This is a genomic window from Neochlamydia sp. AcF65 (assembly GCF_018342435.1).
Lineage (GTDB): Bacteria > Chlamydiota > Chlamydiia > Chlamydiales > Parachlamydiaceae > Neochlamydia.
Window position 1 is genome coordinate 36,119 of the sequence record NZ_JAEMUE010000036.1, and the last position, 18,155, is coordinate 54,273.

Sequence of the window (18,155 nt, forward strand, 5' to 3'; positions counted from 1 at the left end):
TTTAAATCATCTGGTAAGATGTGTGGGCTTAAATTGAATATAGCTAGAGGCTTTTATGGAACTGCTCATTATTGGAACAGGATATGTAGGTTTGGTGTCAGGGACTTGCTTGGCTGAAATGGGTCATCATGTGACATGCCTTGATATCAATGAAAAAAAAATTCATCAGCTTAAACAAGGCTATATTCCTATTTACGAGCCTGGCTTAGAGGAAATGGTTAAAAGAAATGTGAAAGCGTCGCGTTTAAAATTTTCTACTAGCTACGCTGAAGCTCTAGCCAATAGCCAAGTGTGTTTTATCTGTGTAGATACTCCTTATCAGGAAAATGGCGAAGCTGATCTGCGTTTTGTCCATCATGTAGCCGCAGCCATTGCAGAACACATGACAGATTATCGAGTAATTGTTAACAAATCCACAGTGCCTGTAGGAACTGCTAATTTCGTCTCTAGCGTCATTGCTGCAGGCCTGCAAAGAAGGGGCCTGTCAATTGATTTTGATGTAGCCTCCAACCCTGAATTTTTAAAAGAAGGCTGTGCTATCCAGGACTTTATGAAGCCTGATAGAGTGATCATAGGAACTGATAAGGCGACGGTAGCTCAAATCATGCAAGAAATTTACAGTCCTTTCATGCTTAGTCATGAGCGTTTGATGATCATGGATATTGCTTCTGCTGAAATGACTAAATACGCTGCTAATGCTATGTTAGCTACGCGCATCTCTTTCATGAATGAATTAGCTGGCTTATGCGAACATTTAGGAGCAGATATAAATAAAGTGCGTAGAGGCATTGGAGCTGATAATCGTATTGGCTATAAATTTTTATATCCTGGCCCAGGTTATGGAGGCTCCTGCCTACCTAAAGATATTTCGGCATTACGCAAGCAAGCTGATCAAGTTAGCTATGACACACCGCTTATTGATGCAGTAGCCTATGTCAATGAACAGCAAAAACAGCTAATGGGATATAAAATTATTGAATATTTTGCTAAATATTCTGGCTTGGCTAATAAAACTATTGCTATTTTAGGATTATCTTTTAAGCCCGATACAGATGATATGCGAGAAGCTCCCTCCTTAGTCTTAATTCAACAATTATTGCAAGAACAAGCACACTTGCGCTTATTTGATCCCGTAGCTATGGAAAATGCTAAAAAAATCATCGCCCCTCATTCCGCTATCCTCTGGTGTAATGACGAAATAGAAGCCGCTAAGGGAGCAGATGCAATCGTGTTGATGACCGAATGGAAGCAGTTCCGCTTTTTGGATTTCGGCGCTCTCCTTAAACAGATGAAAGGCAGAGCTTTTTTTGATGGCCGCAATCAATATAATCCTTTAGAAGTAGTTAAGAAAGGATTGGATTACTTAAGTATAGGTCAAAAGCCGTATTACAGAGAAGAAGTGAAACATGCTTAAAAAGCTTTATTTATGAGACAGCGCATCGACAAGAAATTAAGCCAATGAATATGAAAAGCGTAGAACCCAACATCCCTGACTATTTTCACGATAGATGCAAAAGCATAGAAAAACGGCTTGCTGAACTAACTGCCGGAAAGAATATGGCTTATTTCAATCTTTTAGAGGCTACTCGCTATTCTCTACTCGCTGGGGGCAAACGCATACGTCCTCTTCTTGTATTAGCTACTGCTACAGCTTTAGGAGGCTCAGAAGATTTAGCATTGGATCCAGCTTGTGCTTTGGAAATGATCCATACTTATTCTTTAATCCATGATGATCTACCCTGCATGGATAATGATGATTTTAGACGGGGTAAACCTTCGTTACATAAAGCTTTTACCGAAGGACATGCTGTTTTAACGGGTGATTATTTACTTACTTATGCTTTCGAGATCATTGCAAATGGAACCGGCCTTCAGGCTCATCAAAAAATAGAATTGGTAAATGTTATAGCCAAAAACGCCGGGGCCGAGGGAATGATTGGTGGGCAAATCATGGATATCGAGTCTCAAGAAAAGGCTATCGACCTTCATTTTCTACAAGAGGTTCATCGACGTAAAACAGGGGCTCTCATCACTGCCTGTATTGAATGTGGGGTTATCATAGCAAATGGCAGCCCAGCAGATCGGGAAATTTTAAAATCGTTTGGTCAAAAGATAGGCCTTGCTTTTCAAATCATTGATGATGTGTTAGATGTAACTTCTAACAAAAACTCAGACATAAAAAACCATAAAACTACCTACGCTACTTTATTGGGGCTCTCCAAAGCTCAAGCATTAGCCTTTGAATATGATCAGGCAGCTAGGGTGCTGCTGAAAAAGCTACCCTATGATACAGCCTTGCTCGTCTCTCTTGCAGATTTATTGGTTCATCGAAACTGCTGATAGATCATCGAGAAAAAAAGGTGCTAGGGTAAATAATTTGAATAAAAGTGCAACCTTTCCTAGCTCTAGTAGGCCAGCGATAAACTTAAGTCACTCAATCAACGATCAGAGAAAGATAAGAAGTTATATTTTTTGCCTCCTTTATTTTTTGTCACCCAGGTCTCTTAAGCATCTGATCTCTTCCCCTATTTAATAATGCCGTTTGAAAGACTCTCTCAATAAAACCAAAAAAGGAAGCGCCTTTCTGGCAGCTCCTTTCTTTTAAAAGAGATTCTTAGCAAGTACAAGTATATGATTGCTTAAAAAACTGCCTAACAGCGTATAATTGTCTAGCCGGATGCCAAGATTTTTTCAAAGGAATATACAAAAAGCGTTTAGGCCTTTTATAGGATTGTGCCATGAAAAGTGTCATTACCCCCAGAAATCGTAAAACTCTTACTTAAAGTGGGACGGAGGCAAAAAAAGTTTATTATTTTAAAAATGATTAATATCACCTAGCTTCATTTAAGTTTAAAAATTTTAACATTTTTTTAATATTACAAACAAATAGGCAAATGTTTATGAATAATTTTGCTATTTTTTTATTTGCCTAAAAATTACTTTGAATGCTATCTAAGAAGTCTAGTCGGTAGCATTACCTCTATACAGAAAATATTTGCATAAAGTTAAAAAATGGTTGGCAAGCAAAAAATTATGAATAATTCCCCTCAATGGATGCAAGAATCTACAGCTCTAAGATTCTCCCCTTCTCTGGGTTTAACGGTTAAACGTAATCCAACTAAGCGCTTGTTTGATATTATTTTTAGTCTTTGCGTGCTTATTATTACCTTTCCCGTATTGGCAATAGTCGCTATTTCTGTCTATTTTTCCTCGAAAGGTAAAATTATTTATGCTCAGGAGAGAATAGGCCGAGGTGGCAAACCTTTTCGCTGTTATAAATTTCGCACCATGTATCCTGATGCCGATGCAAGGCTGCATGAAATTCTAGAAAGCTCTTTGGAATTAAAAAGGGAATGGGCTAATGCTCATAAACTAAAAAATGATCCACGCGTTACCCCAATAGGCAAATTTCTTAGAAAGACTTCTCTTGATGAATTTCCTCAATTTGTAAATGTTTTAAAAGGAGATCTTAGTGTGGTAGGCCCTAGGCCAGTCGTTCAGTACGAAGTGATTCGACATTTAGGATATAAGGCTACAAAAATCTTATCTGTACGTCCGGGCCTAACGGGTTTATGGCAAGTTTCAGGACGCAGTGATATTAGCTATGCTAATCGCATTAAACTCGATGAGCAATACATAGAATCTCAATCTTTACTGCTCGATATAAAAATTATTGCTAAAACTATTCCCATCGTATGCTTCCCAAGAGGAGCTTATTAATTTTTGGCATGCTTTTTAAATAGAGAATCAAAGATAGCGAGGAGAATACTAGGATTTATGGGAAAAGAGCCTATATGGTGAGTGTAACCCCAGAAAATAACCTCTTTTTTCAGGAAAAACTATACATCTCATCTAAGTAGCCTTTTAAAATTTTATAAATTTCTTATGCATTTAAGTAGAAAAAACTTATTTCTTACATTTTTCAGCGGCTTGTTACTTACCCTTGGCATGCCAGCTATAGCTCCTAGTATCCGGCTGATGTTTTTGGTGCCTTTCCTTATTGTTTCATTTTATCAAAAAACCTTCTCTGTCTGCCTCTGGTATGCATTTTTTTGTGGGTTGCTCCTCGACTTACTGTCAGTACAGCCTCCTTTCGGCTTCTATGCTAGTAACTATACTTTAGGAGCCGCGGTGATTTATCCTCAAAAACGCCATTTTTTTGCCGATCATCTAAGTACGCTACCCATTATGACCTTCCTTTTTTCCTTTACTATAACTTTCTTCCAAGTTATTTTTCTTTATATATTGGGAACACCCCTTTCTATAGGCATGCGATGGATAGTTTCCGACCTTTTTGTAATGCCTTTAGGCGATGCTCTTTTTGCTTTTCTATATTTTATTCTCCTTCCTTTAAGCTTACAAAAAAAATCCCGACCCAGGAGTATTTAATATGCAACAAAATCTTAACGAAAGGTTGATAAAATGTGGGGTCGATACCCTTAAACGCCACATCTTTCTATGCAGCGACCAAGCAAATCCACGCTGCTCTAGCACAGATATAGCCTACGCTTCTTGGCAATATTTAAAGCAAAGGCTTCAAGAACTGAACTTGACAGGAGCGGGAGGCATCTACAGAACAAAAGTAAGCTGCTTAAGAATTTGTCAAAAAGGCCCTGTTGCTGTCATCTATCCTGATGGAATTTGGTATCATTCCTGTAACCCAGAAGTTTTAGAGATCATTCTTCAACAACATCTTATCGGTGGTAAGCCGGTAAAAGAATATATTCTTTATGATCACTCCAAAATCGCCTATAGCTCCTCTTGCTGAGCAGATGCGTCCTGCCTCTATTGAAGAAATCGTAGGGCAAGAGCATCTGATAGGGCCAGAAGGTTTTATAACTAAAATTATCTCTGCAGGCAAACCCTTATCTATTATTCTTTGGGGGCCGCCGGGATGTGGGAAAACATCTATCGCTAGGCTATATGCGAAAGCTTTTAATATCCCTTTTTATTCCATAAGCGCTATCTTTAATGGAATTGCTGATCTCAAAAAGCTTATAGAAGAGATAGAGAACACTCCCCTACTCCATCAAAGAGCTGTCTTATTTGTAGATGAAATTCATCGCTTTAATAAAGCTCAGCAAGATGCTTTTTTACCCTACGTGGAAAAGGGAACCATTGTTTTAATCGGCGCAACCGCAGAAAATCCATCTTTTCATCTCAACAGTGCGTTGCTTTCACGGCTGCGGGTGTTAGCGCTTCGGCCTTTAAATGAAAAGTCTTTGCAGCAGTTACTACAACGCTATGAATCTCGGAAAAAAGCATTGCCTCTTACCGAGGAAGCCCGTCAGCTTTTAATTTTATCAGCTCAAGGGGATGGCCGTTTCCTCCTCAATCTAATTGAGAATCTCCAAGATGTTAATGAAAATATTACTTTGGATGTCCACACTTTGCAAACATACTTACAGCAACGCACGGCTCGTTATGATAAACAAGGCGATCAACATTATCAGTTAATATCTGCTCTTCATAAAGCGGTGAGAGGGTCTGATCCTGACGCAGCTTTATACTGGCTGGCGCGTATGTTAGAGGGTAAGGAAGATCCTTTATTTTTAGCGCGAAGAATTATCAGAATGGCTAGCGAAGATATAGGATTAGCAGACCCCCAGGCTTTATCTTTATGCATCGCCGCCCGCGATACTTATGAAATGCTAGGCTCTCCTGAAGGTGAGCTGGCTTTAGCTCAAGCTGTCGTTTACCTTGCTTTGGCACCCAAAAGCAATGCTCTTTACCAAGCTTATGAAGAAGCCAAGCAATTAGCTGCGCAAACAACTTACATGGCACCTCCTTCCATCATTATTAATGCAGCGACTCCTCTAATGAAACAAATGGGATATGGAAAAAATTATCTTTATGATCATGAAGTAGAACATGCTTTCTCAGGGCAAAATTATTTTCCGGAAGAATTACCACCTAGAAAGTTTTACTGCCCTGTGGAACGCGGTTTTGAGCGTGAAATGAAAAAAAGACAAAGCTATTTCGATAAGCTAAGAATGATCAAGAAAAACAAATAATTTTTTACAATAAAGCATTGAGGATAGCAAAGAAGCTATATACTTTTTGAGCAGCCTTTCATGCAGACTTAAAAGCTATGAAAAATCATGCCTTTGGACAAAAAATTCACTTTGCGGGGTTAATTTTTTTAGATCTACCCACCTACCTTCATGAAATGGCATTGATTTTAAAACAAAAGATTGGCTTTAGCTTCTCTATTCATAGAGGGCGAAATAAGCCTTTAAAATTTTTAGAAGGATTTCCATCCTCTATAGAAGCCTGCCCTTTTAAAAGAAAATAAAACTTTCACTATTTACCGAGTGAATAAAAAATAAGAGGAGATCACACTTTTTTTCTCCTCTTATAAATGTTAATTCTTATCTCCTAAGGTGGCTGAATTTTCAGCTTTGTTTTCGCCTTTAGTGTCTTCGGATGATACTCTTTGCATGCACATAGCAAAACGTTTAGCTTTTTGTTGTTGAATATCATTCAACATATCGGTAATTTGCTTTCCATCCTTTATTCCATAAGCTTTCATGGTCAAAGCAAATAAATCTGTCAAAGTTTCTCTAAATAACCTGACGGCAGCTTGGCGCTGCTGAGGGTCTTTAAGAGGGTTTGGATCTAATTTAGCTGCTTTTTCCTCCACAGTTTTGATGACTTGCTTATCTTTCTGGGCAAGTTCACTAGCTATAGCCTCCCACTTATCTTGGGGGACGTTATACTTTTTTAAAGTCTCTAGTACAAACACCTTAGGAAAATAGGAAATAAGCAATTCCTTAGAGCATTCATCGCTCAACCCAACAGGAGTAGTGGGTGGTGTTTGTAAAGGAGCGTTTTGTGCAAAAGCATGCGTAGAAAGTAGAGCACCAAATCCTAAGAGTGACACTACACAGGTCTTGAAGACCGATTTATACATATTTCCTCCTAAAAAGGTTCTTGTCATCAACAATTCTTCCAAAGTTGTAAATCCACGTTACAATATACTATTATTTTTTTGCACTCTTTTGCTTTTCTAAAGCTTTTTTTTCTAGAAAGCAAGGATTGCTTTAGAGAAAATACTCTTACTGTAAATTTTTCTAACTTTTCTTAAGGCTTTTGCTTGTATGCTTTAAAAAAGCTATCTTTTGGCTAAAAACATTTATCCTTCCTGTTTATGTGGTAAAGCCTAGTTCTTAGGGTACATGATTACATAAAAAAACTGCTTACCAATCTTATTTAAGCTAAAAAAAAAGACTTTTATCTTAAAGAAAATTCTCTTAATTTTTTTCTTCTTCATCCCTTATTTTTTAAGTCAGGACAGATTCACCTTCTTCTTTTTTCATAAAAAGGAGCTAAATTTCACTACCCAAATCTTAAAAAACATTTAGCTTTTAGAGAAACTAGACCCTCTTGTTCCTATTCTTTATCCTCAGCCCCATTCTTCCAAAAAGACCCGTATAAAGAAAGAAGAGAAAAACATTATGGGATATTTCCTCTTTATCTAAGGCTATTTATAAAGAGTAGATGGCTCTTAAATTTTGCCAGAAAAGAAGAAGCAAAAGTTGGCTTATAAAGTAAAAATGGGTTATGCTAATCTATCTTATGCAAACATAAAAAATGTTTTAAACACTCTTTCTTTGCTTATAAGAGTAGTAACCTTTTTTACCTGCAGCTTAAAGTCTAACTCCTAATATTTTATTGAAATCATAAAACACGACAGTTAAATTCCCCCTATGATTATAAATGGAAAAAAAATTGCTCAAGAAATTGAACAAGAGATTAAAGTTACACTTTTAAATATGCATGGCCGTCCGCCATGCTTAGCTGTTATTATTGTGGGCGACCATCCAGCTTCTCAAATCTACGTCCAACGGAAAACCCAAGCTTGCAAAAACGTAGGAATTTTATCCTTAAAAATTCATCTACCTTCCTCGTTATCAGAAAAAGAGCTCCTCGACAAGATCCATGCTCTTAATTTAAATTCCACAGTCGATGGCATTCTTGTGCAATTACCTTTGCCACCTCACATTAACCCATCGCTTGTTAATTTAGCCATCTTACCAGAAAAAGATGTCGATGGATTTCATCCTTTTAACGTAGGCAAAATGTTAATGGGGGAAACGGATGGATTTTTTCCCTGCACGCCGCTAGGCATTCGTGCCCTTCTAGCCAGATCCCAGATAGAAGTAGCAAGACGCCATGTGTTAATTGCGGGCCGCAGCAATATCGTAGGAAAACCTATGGCCGCTATGTTAATGCAGAATAACTCTGAAGGTAATGCCACTGTTACCATCGTCCATAGTAAGACTAAAAAGCTAGATAGCTTAACCTCTCAAGCTGACATTATCATCTTAGCTATGGGACAACCTTTATTTCTTAAAGCAGAGATGATTAAAGAAGGTGTAACAGTGATTGATGTAGGAATAAATAAAATTAACGATTTAAGCCGTCCTGCCGGGTATAGGCTGGTGGGCGATGCAGACTTTGATCATATTAAAGACAAATGTGCCTATATTACTCCTGTACCAGGAGGAGTAGGGCCTATGACGATTGCTATGTTATTGAGCAATACTCTTAAGAGCTACTCTAAGCGATTGAAGCCAAACCTTCAAAAGGCTCAATAAATGCTTAAGATGAAGATGGAAGTGGGGTATTATACAAAGGGCAAGTTAAAGAAATATTATGCATTTAGCCAATTTTTCATTCTCATTTTCTTACTTTATGCTTGCTCAAATTTCACGTATGAAAAATTGACTCTTTTTTCAGGGAGTGAGATGACGATTAACTATCGTATTCTCATTGGTCATCCGCTGACCGCATCAGAAAAAGCCCTTGTTTCTAATATTATCCGCAATACTTTTGAAGAGGTAAACCATATTTATAACAAATGGAATCCTTCCTCAGAGCTTTCTTGTCTTAATCGATTAAAAGCAGGTACTGTAGTATCCATTTCTGCCGAGCTTGAGCAACTATTAAATTTAACAGAAAAAATAGTTTTATTATCGGAAGGACGCTTTGACCCTACCATAGAACCTCTGCAAGCTCTGTGGAAAAAACATCTTGAGCAAGGACAAATTCCTTCTGAAGGCGAAATCTTATCTGTAGCTACTAAAATAGGATGGAATAAAATTCATTTTGGCCAAGGAAAATTTTATAAAGATTTAGACGATATTCAAATAGATCTTGGAGGAATCGCTAAAGGCTATTGCGTAGATTTACTTACCGATAGACTTTATGAAGCAGGCTATACCAATCTATTTGTGGAATGGGGGGGAGAAATAAAGACTAGCGGTAAGCATCCTCAAGGTAGGCCTTGGAATATTTTTATTAGCCGCTTGGGAAATAATAATCCAGAAAACGCTATTGCTAAGGTAAGTTTACGCAATCAAGCAATTGCTACCAGTGGGGATTATTTTCAAAGCTGGACGATAGAAACTAAAAAAGGCGACACTGCTTATCCAACTATTACCTATTTTCATATTTTTGATCCCGCTAGACTTACACCTCTCACCATAACGAGGGAAAATGTGGCTAGTGCAAGTGTTCTAGCCCCCTCTTGCGCACTAGCTGATGGATTAGCCACGACTGCCCTTATGTTCCGTTCTAAAAAAGAGGCCCAGCGCTGGGCAGATAAAATTACCAACGATTATCCCGAGATCGTGTTTTGGATTGTTTCCCACCAAGATCTTAATGAATAGATTCTTTTTCAAGCTCCTTGACTAATAAGCAATATCCTTCCGCAAAACGCCGTTTAAATCTTTCAGGGCAATTATAGAAATGGCTCCTTAAACGATGGGCGTAAGCCTCGAAAGGGTCGGCATGCTGTACATCTCTTTTTAAAAGAGCTTCTGTTATTAACTCTGCAAATTCTATCATCAAATCCTTTGAGGAAAGAGGAAATTCTTCTGGCGCCACTTAAGTTTACACTTTTGTTAAATTTTAATTAGGCCCTTCCACCCTACCGGGGTAGATAGTTCAACAAAAAGGATTATACAAAAAATATTTAATAAATCAATTTTTTTGCCAGGCTTAAACGCTCGCATTTTCAAAATGCCTAGCCAAATAAAAGGGTTGTCAATAATAACATTTTAAAATACAATGTTTTCAACAATTGAATTGAACTATCCCTATGCTTTTGTAAACCTTCTTCACTAACTTTGAGCGCTAACGAGCTTTCCAGCAAGAAACAATAACTCCTTTAAAGAAAGCCTATGCCCACTTTTACTACTCGAAAAAATAAAATTGTTCTAACCGATTATAACTATCGTAGAGACATTGAAAATCGTCTCTTCATGGCCGAGCTATCGATTTTAGAAGTCGATGTGTTGCAAGAAATTATTAATGGTTCTTTGAAAACCACCCTCACTACCCTTGCAGATAATTTGGAGATCACTCCTTCTAAACTTCGTCCTATTTTAGATAAATTAGCCAAAAGCGGTCTTTTTCAAATTCGAGGAAATGAGATACTCGTTGATAAAGAGATGCGCAAGTATTACGAGGCGCATATCATCAAATTTGATGATGACTTTCGTCCTGATATGGAGTATTTACAAGGACTATTAAGTAAAGCACCCATTCATGCCCTTCCCTCCTGGTATGCCATCCCCCGTAGCTCAGACAATATCTTTAATTCTATTATAGAAAAGTTCTTGTTCACTCCCAAAATTTATGAACGTTATTTACAAGATCTCGTTTTCGATAACCCTATCATAAGCTCGATTGCAAAACAAGTATTTGCTGCCCCCGACTATAAAATGAGTGCATGCGCACTTATAGAAAAATTTGGACTTACTAGGGAGCAATTTGAAGAGTATATGCTCTTCTTAGAGTTTAGCCTAGTTTGCTGCCTTCGCTATGTTAAAACTCAAGATGTGTGGGAAGAGGTGGTTACTCCTTTTCATGAATGGCATGAATTCTTATTATTCGTGCAGAATACTAATCCAGTCGCGATTCAAGAGGCTACCTCTATTACCCCTGTTTATGAAAAAGAGTTTGGATTTTTAAATGAATTGAATGCTTTTGTAAAAAAGTTGCTAAAAAAAAGTATTTCTTTTACCCAGGCTCCTAAAGATTTATTAGAAATAGCTCTTTTATTGGAAATTGCCAAGCAAGAAAAGCAAAAAATTGTGGCATCAGCTTATACGGAAGCCTGGCTTAAAAAAACTCGCGCAGACCAAGCCATCATCCTCTATCGACAGTCACTGAACCGCTTGGCCGCTAATGACCAATTTTCATCTTTTTCTGAAAAAGATTTACGCGAGGTCGAGAAAAGCCTTAAGAATTTTGCTCATGGAAAGTGGGTTTACTTCGAGGATTACATCAAAGGTTGTTTAGCTGCCGTAGGAAGTGTAGCACCTACTTCTTTAGTTAATAAAGGTAGAAGATGGAAATATAGCACTCCTAATTATAACGAAGATGAGAGACAATTTATAAAACTTATAATCTGCGAATATCTCATGCAAGCAGGTATGGTGGCTATAGGCTATCACCATGATAAGCTGTGTCTTTGCTTAACTCCTTTTGGTCGTCTCTCTTTAGGTTAGCAGGCAATACGAATGATAAACCTCTTACTCAAAGTTCTTCGGTGGAGGTTATAAAAACTTGTCCTAAAGTTTTTAAGTGGATCAAAAGTTTTTGACGGCGTGTAGTATCTAAGCTAACCCCTACATCATCAATCAGCATCAATGGCAGTTCTTGGCTTAATTCCCGTAGCCGCTGCCATTCCGCTAATCGAAGAGCCATGACGCAACTACGCTGCTGCCCTTCACTTGCAAACAAACGCACTTCGCGATCTCCTATCTTTATTAATAGATCATCACGATGGGGACCATATAAGGTCATTCCCACTTCTTTTTCGCGTAAACGAAGCTTATCCCATTGCTGCAGATAATGTTGACGCAAAAGCTGCAGATCCTTTATTTGGCGGCTACTATTTTTGTATTCCAAACTCAAAGGGGCAGTCTCTGCAGTTAACATTCCATACAATCCGTTTCCCCATTTTTGTAGGTCTGCAATCGTTTGCTCTCTTTGCAGAGTCACATAAGCCGCGGCTCCTGCCATCTCTTGCTCCCAAGTTTGGATAGCAAGCATTTCGTTCCTCTTTAATAAAGCATTACGTTGCCTCATAGCGCCTATATAGCGCGTCAAATAATGTACATATAAAGGATCTATCTGGGCAATCTGCAGATCGAGAAAATGTCGCCGCAATAAAGGAGAACCTTTTATTAAAGAAGTGCTATCAGGAGTTAAGACGACTCCTTGCAAAATGCCTAATAAGTTAGCTACTGACGAAAAAGCTGTACTATTATTTATAATTTTTCGTTCACTGCCATCATAAAGAATTTTGAGTGTTTGCGCTATACCTTGCTTAATGAAGCATGCTTCAATATGAAAATACTTTTGCCCATATTGAATCATATCGGAAATTTGCTGGGTACGGAAAGAGCGACCATTTATCAGCAATTGTATCGCCTCTAAAATAGTTGTTTTACCGTAAGCATTAGGGCCTACAATCGTATTAATGGTGGGGGTAAAGTGAAAAGTGGCTTCCTCGTAACGACGGAAATATCGTAAATATAGCTTTTGAAGAAAAAGACCACTACTCAAAATTATCACCTTTTATTTTAGCTAATCTTCACTCAAGCGCATTGGCATTAGTACAAACAGCGAATTTTGTTCTGCTTCTTTCTCCTCTTCATTTTGATCATCATTAAAGTCACTAATCAAGCCAGGATTATAAGGATCGGTAATCCCAAGAGAAATAGTTTCATTTTTACTATGACGCAAAATATCTAAAAAGAAATGAGGGTTAAAAGCAATTTCTAACTTCTCCCCTTTATAATTTACCGGCATACTTACTTTACCTTCTCCTATTTCCATCGTGTTGGCTGTCAATTTCAACTCCCCTTCGTTAAAAGTAAAACGAACGGAATGATTATTTTCTGCAGCAAAAAGGGAAATTTGGCGCAATAAAGTCATCAATTCTTCACGGTGGAGATTAACGGTTATCCCAGTTTGAGAAGGAATGACACGGTTAACATCAGGATACTCCCCTGATAATAGTTTACTAATAATCGTCGTATTAGAAGCTTTGATAGCAATTTTGTCCTGCATTAAAAACACTATAGCTTCGCCCTCTTCTTCCAGATTTTTAAGAATTTCCTCTACCGCCTTAAGTGGAATCACATAAGTACCTTGGAAAGATGGATCGATATTAAGGGTAGTTTGGGATTTTGCTAAGCGCTTTCCATCCGTTCCAATAAAGGAAGCTGTTTTTCCCTGCACTTGCAAACATACTCCCGTAAGCACATAACGATTGTCTTCACGAGAAACTGCAAAAGCTGTGCGGTAAAGCATATCTTTCAAAACTTTTTGTTTAATTTTAAAATGCACGGCATCTGTCACATTAGGTAAGGCGGGAAACTCATTTTTATTCATTCCATTTAACTTAAAGCGCGAAGTTTGGGCATTAATTTCAGTGATTTCATTTGCTGAAGTAGAAATTTCCACATTGGTTGCTGTCAACTCGCGTATTAACTGGGCCAAGCGCTTTGCAGGCAATGTTGTTGACCCCTCTTCAAGAATTTTTGCTTCAGTAAAGCAGCGGACCCCTACTGTTAAATCCGTAGCTGTAATAATAAGTTCATTATTAATAGCTTCGATTAAAAAGTTGGAAAGGATAGGGATGGTAGATTTTTGAGCTACTGCATTAAGACACTTATTAATTAAATAATTAAGCTCTTGCGTGGCTATGACGAATTTCATGAATAATTCCTTAAGCTAAATAAAAGAGAGACTCAAGATAAGTGACCATAAGCTCTTTGTCAAGCAATAAACATAGGGCTCTCGATGTGTTCATGCTTGCCTATCTAAAAAATCAAGCAAGGAAAGAATTTATAGACTTGAGGTGCCTGTAAAGGCGCTAAGAGAGATGAATTCTGCAATCTCTCTTGCTTCGTTTATGCGCCTTCATTTAATATATTTGCATATGAATAATAAATCTTCCGATCTCGTATCTAATAAACGCGCTTTCCATCATTTTGAAATCCTCGAAACCTTTGAAGCAGGTATTGCCCTAGAAGGTACGGAAATCAAATCGCTAAGAGATAATGGGGGGAGCCTGCAAGAATCTTATATCAAAGTGATTAACAGGGAAGCATGGCTTATTGGATCCCATATTGCTCCTTATAAGTATGGCAACATTCACAATCATCTGGAAACTCGTGATCGCAAGCTTCTTTTACACAAACGAGAGATCTTTAAACTACGCGAGAGCGTGCAGGAAAAAGGTTTAACGATTGTAGCCCTGGCCCTTTATTTAAAAGAGGGAAAAGTGAAAGCAAAAATTGCTATTGCTAAAGGAAAAAAGTCTGCTGATAAACGAGAAGCCATTAAAGAAAGAGACGAAAAACGCTATATGCAAAAAATGCTGAAAAGCCGTTAATTCCCTAAGGTTTAAGGAAAGCTTTCTTTGAATTTTTATATATAATTAAATGCTTAGACTGAAAATTATTTCTATTGGTAAAACAAAAGAAGAATGGCTCAATGACGCCATCCAAGAATATGTTAAACGTCTATCCTCTATTTTAAAATTTGAATTTGTAGAAGCTAGAAATAATGAGCACCTCCAAGAACTCATTTTAAAAGAAAAGCGAGTGATCTGTTTGGATGCGGCAGGCAGGCTTTTCGATAGCGAAAAATTTGCCAGCTTCCTGCAGGTGCAATTTATAGAAGGTGGCTCGCGCTTAACTTTAGTTATCGGGGGAGCAAGTGGATTGCCAAAGAAAATCAAACTTTCCTATCCTTGCCTTAGCCTCTCCCCTTTAACCATGACTCATCAAATTATTAGATTAGTACTCATAGAACAAGTCTATCGTGCTTTTGAAATTGCTAAAGGCACTCCTTACCATAAATAAGCTAGACGTTTCTCCATCCACTGGCTAGTCTACCCACTCTAAAGAAGCACGCTTTATTTATTACCCGTGAGCTCTCTATTAACTTCGATCTTCTAGAGGCTTTGTAAAAGCAAGCCTAAAATAGATCATGGCGCCATTAATGAGAGCAGAGCCTATGGCTACATCGATTAAGCCGCGGATGTCGGCAGGTATGCCTAAATATTTCATAGAGAAGCCAAGCCCCATCATCCCCGCTAAAAGAATATAATATTTGGAATCATATATATTCTGTAAATAGGTAGGATTAGGCAAAGAATAAATCCTTTCTACCCCTTTAACAGCCGCTTTACCCAATACATAACGTCCTTTGGAGTAGCCTATAATCAATCCTAGAGCAATCAAAAACACAATAATATTTTCCGCATTTGAAAAAATAGAAGAAAAAAGATTAAGCAAAGGATAACTATTTTTTTCTAGAACATGCATATCTTGGGCAGCGTGAAGTAGAAAATTTAGCCCCAAGGAAAGTAAAAAGCTTCCAACCGCTAACCAGATGATTCCCGAAAAAACAATTAATGCTTTATGGCTTAATTTTAACATATTTTCCTCTCCTACATGGTATTCATAAAAAAGAAATTTAACCTATTGAAAGATATAAGATAAAGAAAAAAGAAAGGGTTAAATGATAGACAAATAAAGGCCATTTTTTTATATCTTTTCTACATTTAAGAAAAAAGCTCTGAAGTTATACCCACTCATTCTCTAGTTAGAGGTGCTAAATTTCAAAATTCATTACTCAAGGCAGTGAGTGAGATAAGCCTTTCCCCTCACTTCATTGGCCTCCTATGTGAAGTGGCACCACCCTTAATTTTAGGGTATATATTCCTGCCACTTGGTAAGCTATTGGCTATCTTAAAATTAAAGCTGTGAGGAAGGAGGCCAATGAAGGTGCTTGAGCCTATTAGAGAGTGCATTAAAACGCAAGTATGGACGTTAAAACATAGTACCTCAGAACGTTTGATAGCGTGTAAGCTTCTTTTAAATAGAATTGCAGCAAGCTTTATCGCAGATGTTGACTTACCTTCTTTTAAAAAGGGATATATTTTTTTACTGGATAGATTACAAGGCAACTAAAATGATTCGTGGCATTGGTATTGACATTATTGAAGTGGCTCGTATTGAGGCAAACATACATAAGTATGGCCAAAAGTTTCTTGATAGGGTTTTTACCGAAGAAGAGCAAAAATATTGCCAATCCTTCCGGCAACCGAGTAAAAACTTTGCAGGTAGATTTGCTGCTAAGGAGGCGGTTGTAAAAGCATTAGGTACAGGCTTAACTGGAGGCCTGAGTTGGACAGATCTTGCTATCCTCAATAATGAACAAGGTAAACCCTATCTTGCTCTTACAGACACCTTCAAAAAACATTTCAAAAACCCTCTTATTCATATATCCATTAGCCATTGTCAAGCATACGCGACTGCCACAGCTATTTGGGAAGAATGAATTTGCAAAAAGAGACTGCGTTTGCCGTCCTATCGTCTAGCCTATCCATTCAACAAAATACGCTCCATACAGCAAAAATTAGCTTCCTAATTTCGCTAGAAGGCATCTGTTATAAAAAGAGGTTAAAATAGTAAGCGCTTGTTAGAAGGCAGGAAATGGTAAGTTGATGCTAAGGTTAAAACAGGTAAATTGAATGGTTATCGCAAAGCTTACCGAAATTGCTATAAAGTGGCTGCTTAAAAAAATTGCCAATACTTTTGTTTACACCCCTTAATAGCCTATTCCTCATATTCTCTTGCATGTTTTATTTCTTTCTTATACTTTTTAAAAAGTTATCATAAACATGCATGACATTTAAAGAGGTTGTACAGTGAATACTAGTCCTTCTATCAGCATTGAAAGTCTACCTAATGAGATGCTCACACACATTTTGAAGTATTGCGCCACACCTTCTTTATCTAGCGTGTGCAGAAAATGGCGTGATCTTTTAGCTAATGATAGTGAAATAATGCGATCTATCTATAAGCAAATAGTTGAAATTCATGTCCCTCGAGGAAATGTTAGGGAGCATGCTGTTATCTTAAACAAAATTTATAAGCTAGATAATGAGCTTCTTCCAGGACAAAAGGTAAAAGCAATCTTTAAACAAATCTTTACTCTAGCTAAACCTCTCTCACCACTAAGATGGAAAGATTACCCTAAAGAAAACATATATTTCACATCAGCTAATTACTCCTCTTATGTGGTAAATATCAGTCGCCTGTTAATATGGAATAAACTCCCTGGGGGAAAGAAATACTTAGATCAACAAAGAATCAAGCACTTGCCTATAGCAAGAAAAGGAGAACTTTTTAAAGGATGGATTGAAAGATATGGCAAAGACATTAAAAACTTAAGTTTAGCAGGAACAGGATTGACTTTTTTACCTCCTGAAATAGGACAATTATCTCAGCTGCAAGCCCTTTTTTTAAACGATACCCAGCTGACCATTTTTCCTGCAGAGATAGGACAACTCTTGCAGCTGCAAAGGCTTGAGTTAGCCGATAATCACCTTACTACCCTTCCTTCAGAGATAGGGCTACTGTCTCAGCTGCGAAAGCTTGACTTAAACAACAACAAACTTACTTTCCTTCCAGCAGAGATAGGGCAGCTATCTCAGCTACAAGCGCTTGGCTTAGACCACAACCAGCTTACCTCTCTTCCGATAGAGATAGGGCAGCTATCTCAGCTGCGAAAGCTTGGCTTAGCCGATAATCACCTTACTACCCTTCCTGCAGAGATAGGTTTACTGTCTCAGCTGCAAACGCTTGATTTAAATAGAAACCAGCTTACCTCTCTTCCGGCAGAAATATGGCAGCTGTCTCAGCTGCAAGTACTTAATTTAAATGACAACAAACTTACCAACCTTCCTACAGAGATATGTCAGCTATCACAGCTAAAAGCGCTTGGCTTAAATAACAACCAGCTCACTACCCTTCCGGCAGAGATAGGACAGCTATCTCAGCTGCAAAGACTTGGCTTAGATCACAACCAGCTTAACTCCCTTCCTCCAGAGATAGGACTACTGTCTCAGCTGCAATTGCTTCGCTTACTCAACAACCACCTCACCACCCTTCCTGCAGAAATAGGGAAGCTCTCTCAGCTGCAAGCACTTGGCCTAAATGACAACCAGATCGATACTCTTCCGGCAGACATAAGGCAGCTATCACAGCTGCAAGCGCTTATCTTAGACAGCAACCAACTTACCAACCTTCCTCCAGAGATAGGGCAGCTGTCACAGC

The 18,155-nt window shown here is 38.0% G+C and carries 18 protein-coding genes; 13 read left to right on the top strand and 5 right to left on the bottom strand.

The features are described from left to right. Window positions 1–55 precede the first annotated feature (55 nt). From NEOC65_RS03805 to NEOC65_RS03830, 6 genes are all read left to right on the top strand, one after another. A complete protein-coding gene (locus tag NEOC65_RS03805) occupies window positions 56–1,414 on the top strand; it encodes a UDP-glucose dehydrogenase family protein (protein WP_213155755.1) in 1,359 nt (452 codons plus the stop codon). A gap of 50 nt (window positions 1,415–1,464) precedes the next feature. Continuing rightward, a complete protein-coding gene (locus tag NEOC65_RS03810; protein ID WP_249299028.1) occupies window positions 1,465–2,340 on the top strand; it encodes a polyprenyl synthetase family protein in 876 nt (291 codons plus the stop codon). A 693-nt stretch (window positions 2,341–3,033) separates the two neighbouring features. Next, on the top strand, window positions 3,034–3,720 hold the full coding sequence (locus tag NEOC65_RS03815) for a sugar transferase (RefSeq protein WP_242678257.1): 687 nt from the start codon (window positions 3,034–3,036) through the stop codon (window positions 3,718–3,720). Between the two features lie 411 nt (window positions 3,721–4,131). Next, window positions 4,132–4,389, top strand: a complete 258-nt coding sequence (locus tag NEOC65_RS03820) for a hypothetical protein (protein WP_166158657.1) — start codon at window positions 4,132–4,134, stop codon at window positions 4,387–4,389. Between the two features lies 1 nt (window position 4,390). Continuing rightward, complete coding sequence (locus tag NEOC65_RS03825; protein ID WP_166158660.1) at window positions 4,391–4,768, top strand: (2Fe-2S) ferredoxin domain-containing protein; 378 nt, start codon at window positions 4,391–4,393, stop codon at window positions 4,766–4,768. Next, entirely contained in the window at window positions 4,731–6,014 is a 1,284-nt protein-coding gene (locus NEOC65_RS03830; RefSeq protein WP_213151950.1) for a replication-associated recombination protein A, read from the top strand. Before NEOC65_RS03825 ends, NEOC65_RS03830 begins: the two co-directional genes overlap by 38 nt. Before the next feature lie 350 nt (window positions 6,015–6,364). Here the strand turns inward: NEOC65_RS03830 and NEOC65_RS03835 are convergent, their stop codons facing one another. Further along, a complete protein-coding gene (locus tag NEOC65_RS03835) occupies window positions 6,365–6,913 on the bottom strand; it encodes a hypothetical protein (protein ID WP_166158666.1) in 549 nt (182 codons plus the stop codon). Window positions 6,914–7,709: 796 nt separating this feature from the next. Between NEOC65_RS03835 and folD the strand changes: the two genes are divergently transcribed. Both folD and NEOC65_RS03845 read left to right on the top strand, forming a co-directional pair. Continuing rightward, on the top strand, window positions 7,710–8,600 hold the full coding sequence (gene folD, locus NEOC65_RS03840; RefSeq protein ID WP_213151952.1) for a bifunctional methylenetetrahydrofolate dehydrogenase/methenyltetrahydrofolate cyclohydrolase FolD: 891 nt from the start codon (window positions 7,710–7,712) through the stop codon (window positions 8,598–8,600). Beyond that, window positions 8,601–9,674: an FAD:protein FMN transferase gene (locus NEOC65_RS03845; RefSeq protein ID WP_249299029.1), complete on the top strand. Its 1,074-nt coding sequence runs from the start codon at window positions 8,601–8,603 to the stop codon at window positions 9,672–9,674. It begins immediately after the preceding gene. On the opposite strand, the gene NEOC65_RS03850 is transcribed toward NEOC65_RS03845, so the two are convergent. Next, window positions 9,664–9,891, bottom strand: coding sequence for a hypothetical protein (locus tag NEOC65_RS03850; protein WP_213155757.1), 228 nt, complete (start codon window positions 9,889–9,891; stop codon window positions 9,664–9,666). The genes NEOC65_RS03845 and NEOC65_RS03850 overlap by 11 nt on opposite strands. 296 nt (window positions 9,892–10,187) lie before the next feature. Between NEOC65_RS03850 and NEOC65_RS03855 the strand changes: the two genes are divergently transcribed. Continuing rightward, the gene (locus tag NEOC65_RS03855; RefSeq protein WP_213151954.1) at window positions 10,188–11,519 is read left to right on the top strand and encodes a hypothetical protein; all 1,332 of its coding nucleotides are present in this window, start codon (window positions 10,188–10,190) and stop codon (window positions 11,517–11,519) included. Window positions 11,520–11,547: 28 nt separating this feature from the next. Here NEOC65_RS03855 and recF read toward each other — a convergent pair whose 3' ends face one another. Together recF and dnaN are read right to left on the bottom strand one after the other, a co-directional pair. Then, window positions 11,548–12,582, bottom strand: coding sequence for a DNA replication/repair protein RecF (gene recF, locus NEOC65_RS03860; RefSeq protein WP_213151956.1), 1,035 nt, complete (start codon window positions 12,580–12,582; stop codon window positions 11,548–11,550). A 21-nt stretch (window positions 12,583–12,603) separates the two neighbouring features. Beyond that, the gene (dnaN, locus tag NEOC65_RS03865) at window positions 12,604–13,740 is read right to left on the bottom strand and encodes a DNA polymerase III subunit beta (protein WP_166158681.1); all 1,137 of its coding nucleotides are present in this window, start codon (window positions 13,738–13,740) and stop codon (window positions 12,604–12,606) included. A 223-nt stretch (window positions 13,741–13,963) separates the two neighbouring features. Here dnaN and smpB point away from each other — a divergent pair, with 223 nt between their 5' ends. After that, window positions 13,964–14,419, top strand: coding sequence for an SsrA-binding protein SmpB (gene smpB, locus NEOC65_RS03870; RefSeq protein ID WP_166158721.1), 456 nt, complete (start codon window positions 13,964–13,966; stop codon window positions 14,417–14,419). Between the two features lie 49 nt (window positions 14,420–14,468). Beyond that, window positions 14,469–14,891, top strand: coding sequence for a 23S rRNA (pseudouridine(1915)-N(3))-methyltransferase RlmH (locus NEOC65_RS03875; RefSeq protein WP_213151958.1), 423 nt, complete (start codon window positions 14,469–14,471; stop codon window positions 14,889–14,891). Window positions 14,892–14,969: 78 nt separating this feature from the next. On the opposite strand, the gene NEOC65_RS03880 is transcribed toward NEOC65_RS03875, so the two are convergent. Beyond that, window positions 14,970–15,470, bottom strand: coding sequence for a hypothetical protein (locus tag NEOC65_RS03880; protein WP_213151959.1), 501 nt, complete (start codon window positions 15,468–15,470; stop codon window positions 14,970–14,972). A 535-nt stretch (window positions 15,471–16,005) separates the two neighbouring features. Here NEOC65_RS03880 and acpS point away from each other — a divergent pair. After that, a complete protein-coding gene (acpS, locus tag NEOC65_RS03885; RefSeq protein ID WP_166158691.1) occupies window positions 16,006–16,374 on the top strand; it encodes a holo-ACP synthase in 369 nt (122 codons plus the stop codon). A gap of 370 nt (window positions 16,375–16,744) precedes the next feature. Continuing rightward, the coding region (locus NEOC65_RS03890; protein ID WP_213155758.1) for an F-box/LRR-repeat protein at window positions 16,745–18,155 on the top strand (1,411 nt) is incomplete at its 3' end.

Excerpts from the sequence above, each read along its gene's own strand:
- NEOC65_RS03805 (WP_213155755.1), top strand. The coding sequence starts at position 56 with ATGGAACTGCTCATTATTGGAACAGGATATGTAGGTTTGGTGTCAGGG.
- NEOC65_RS03810 (WP_249299028.1), top strand. The coding sequence starts at position 1,465 with ATGAAAAGCGTAGAACCCAACATCCCTGACTATTTTCACGATAGATGC.
- NEOC65_RS03815 (WP_242678257.1), top strand. The coding sequence starts at position 3,034 with ATGAATAATTCCCCTCAATGGATGCAAGAATCTACAGCTCTAAGATTC.
- NEOC65_RS03825 (WP_166158660.1), top strand. The coding sequence starts at position 4,391 with ATGCAACAAAATCTTAACGAAAGGTTGATAAAATGTGGGGTCGATACC.
- NEOC65_RS03830 (WP_213151950.1), top strand. The coding sequence starts at position 4,731 with ATGATCACTCCAAAATCGCCTATAGCTCCTCTTGCTGAGCAGATGCGT.
- NEOC65_RS03835 (WP_166158666.1), bottom strand. The coding sequence starts at position 6,913 with ATGTATAAATCGGTCTTCAAGACCTGTGTAGTGTCACTCTTAGGATTT.
- folD (WP_213151952.1), top strand. The coding sequence starts at position 7,710 with ATGATTATAAATGGAAAAAAAATTGCTCAAGAAATTGAACAAGAGATT.
- NEOC65_RS03845 (WP_249299029.1), top strand. The coding sequence starts at position 8,601 with ATGCTTAAGATGAAGATGGAAGTGGGGTATTATACAAAGGGCAAGTTA.
- NEOC65_RS03855 (WP_213151954.1), top strand. The coding sequence starts at position 10,188 with ATGCCCACTTTTACTACTCGAAAAAATAAAATTGTTCTAACCGATTAT.
- dnaN (WP_166158681.1), bottom strand. The coding sequence starts at position 13,740 with ATGAAATTCGTCATAGCCACGCAAGAGCTTAATTATTTAATTAATAAG.
- smpB (WP_166158721.1), top strand. The coding sequence starts at position 13,964 with ATGAATAATAAATCTTCCGATCTCGTATCTAATAAACGCGCTTTCCAT.
- NEOC65_RS03875 (WP_213151958.1), top strand. The coding sequence starts at position 14,469 with ATGCTTAGACTGAAAATTATTTCTATTGGTAAAACAAAAGAAGAATGG.
- NEOC65_RS03880 (WP_213151959.1), bottom strand. The coding sequence starts at position 15,470 with ATGTTAAAATTAAGCCATAAAGCATTAATTGTTTTTTCGGGAATCATC.
- acpS (WP_166158691.1), top strand. The coding sequence starts at position 16,006 with ATGATTCGTGGCATTGGTATTGACATTATTGAAGTGGCTCGTATTGAG.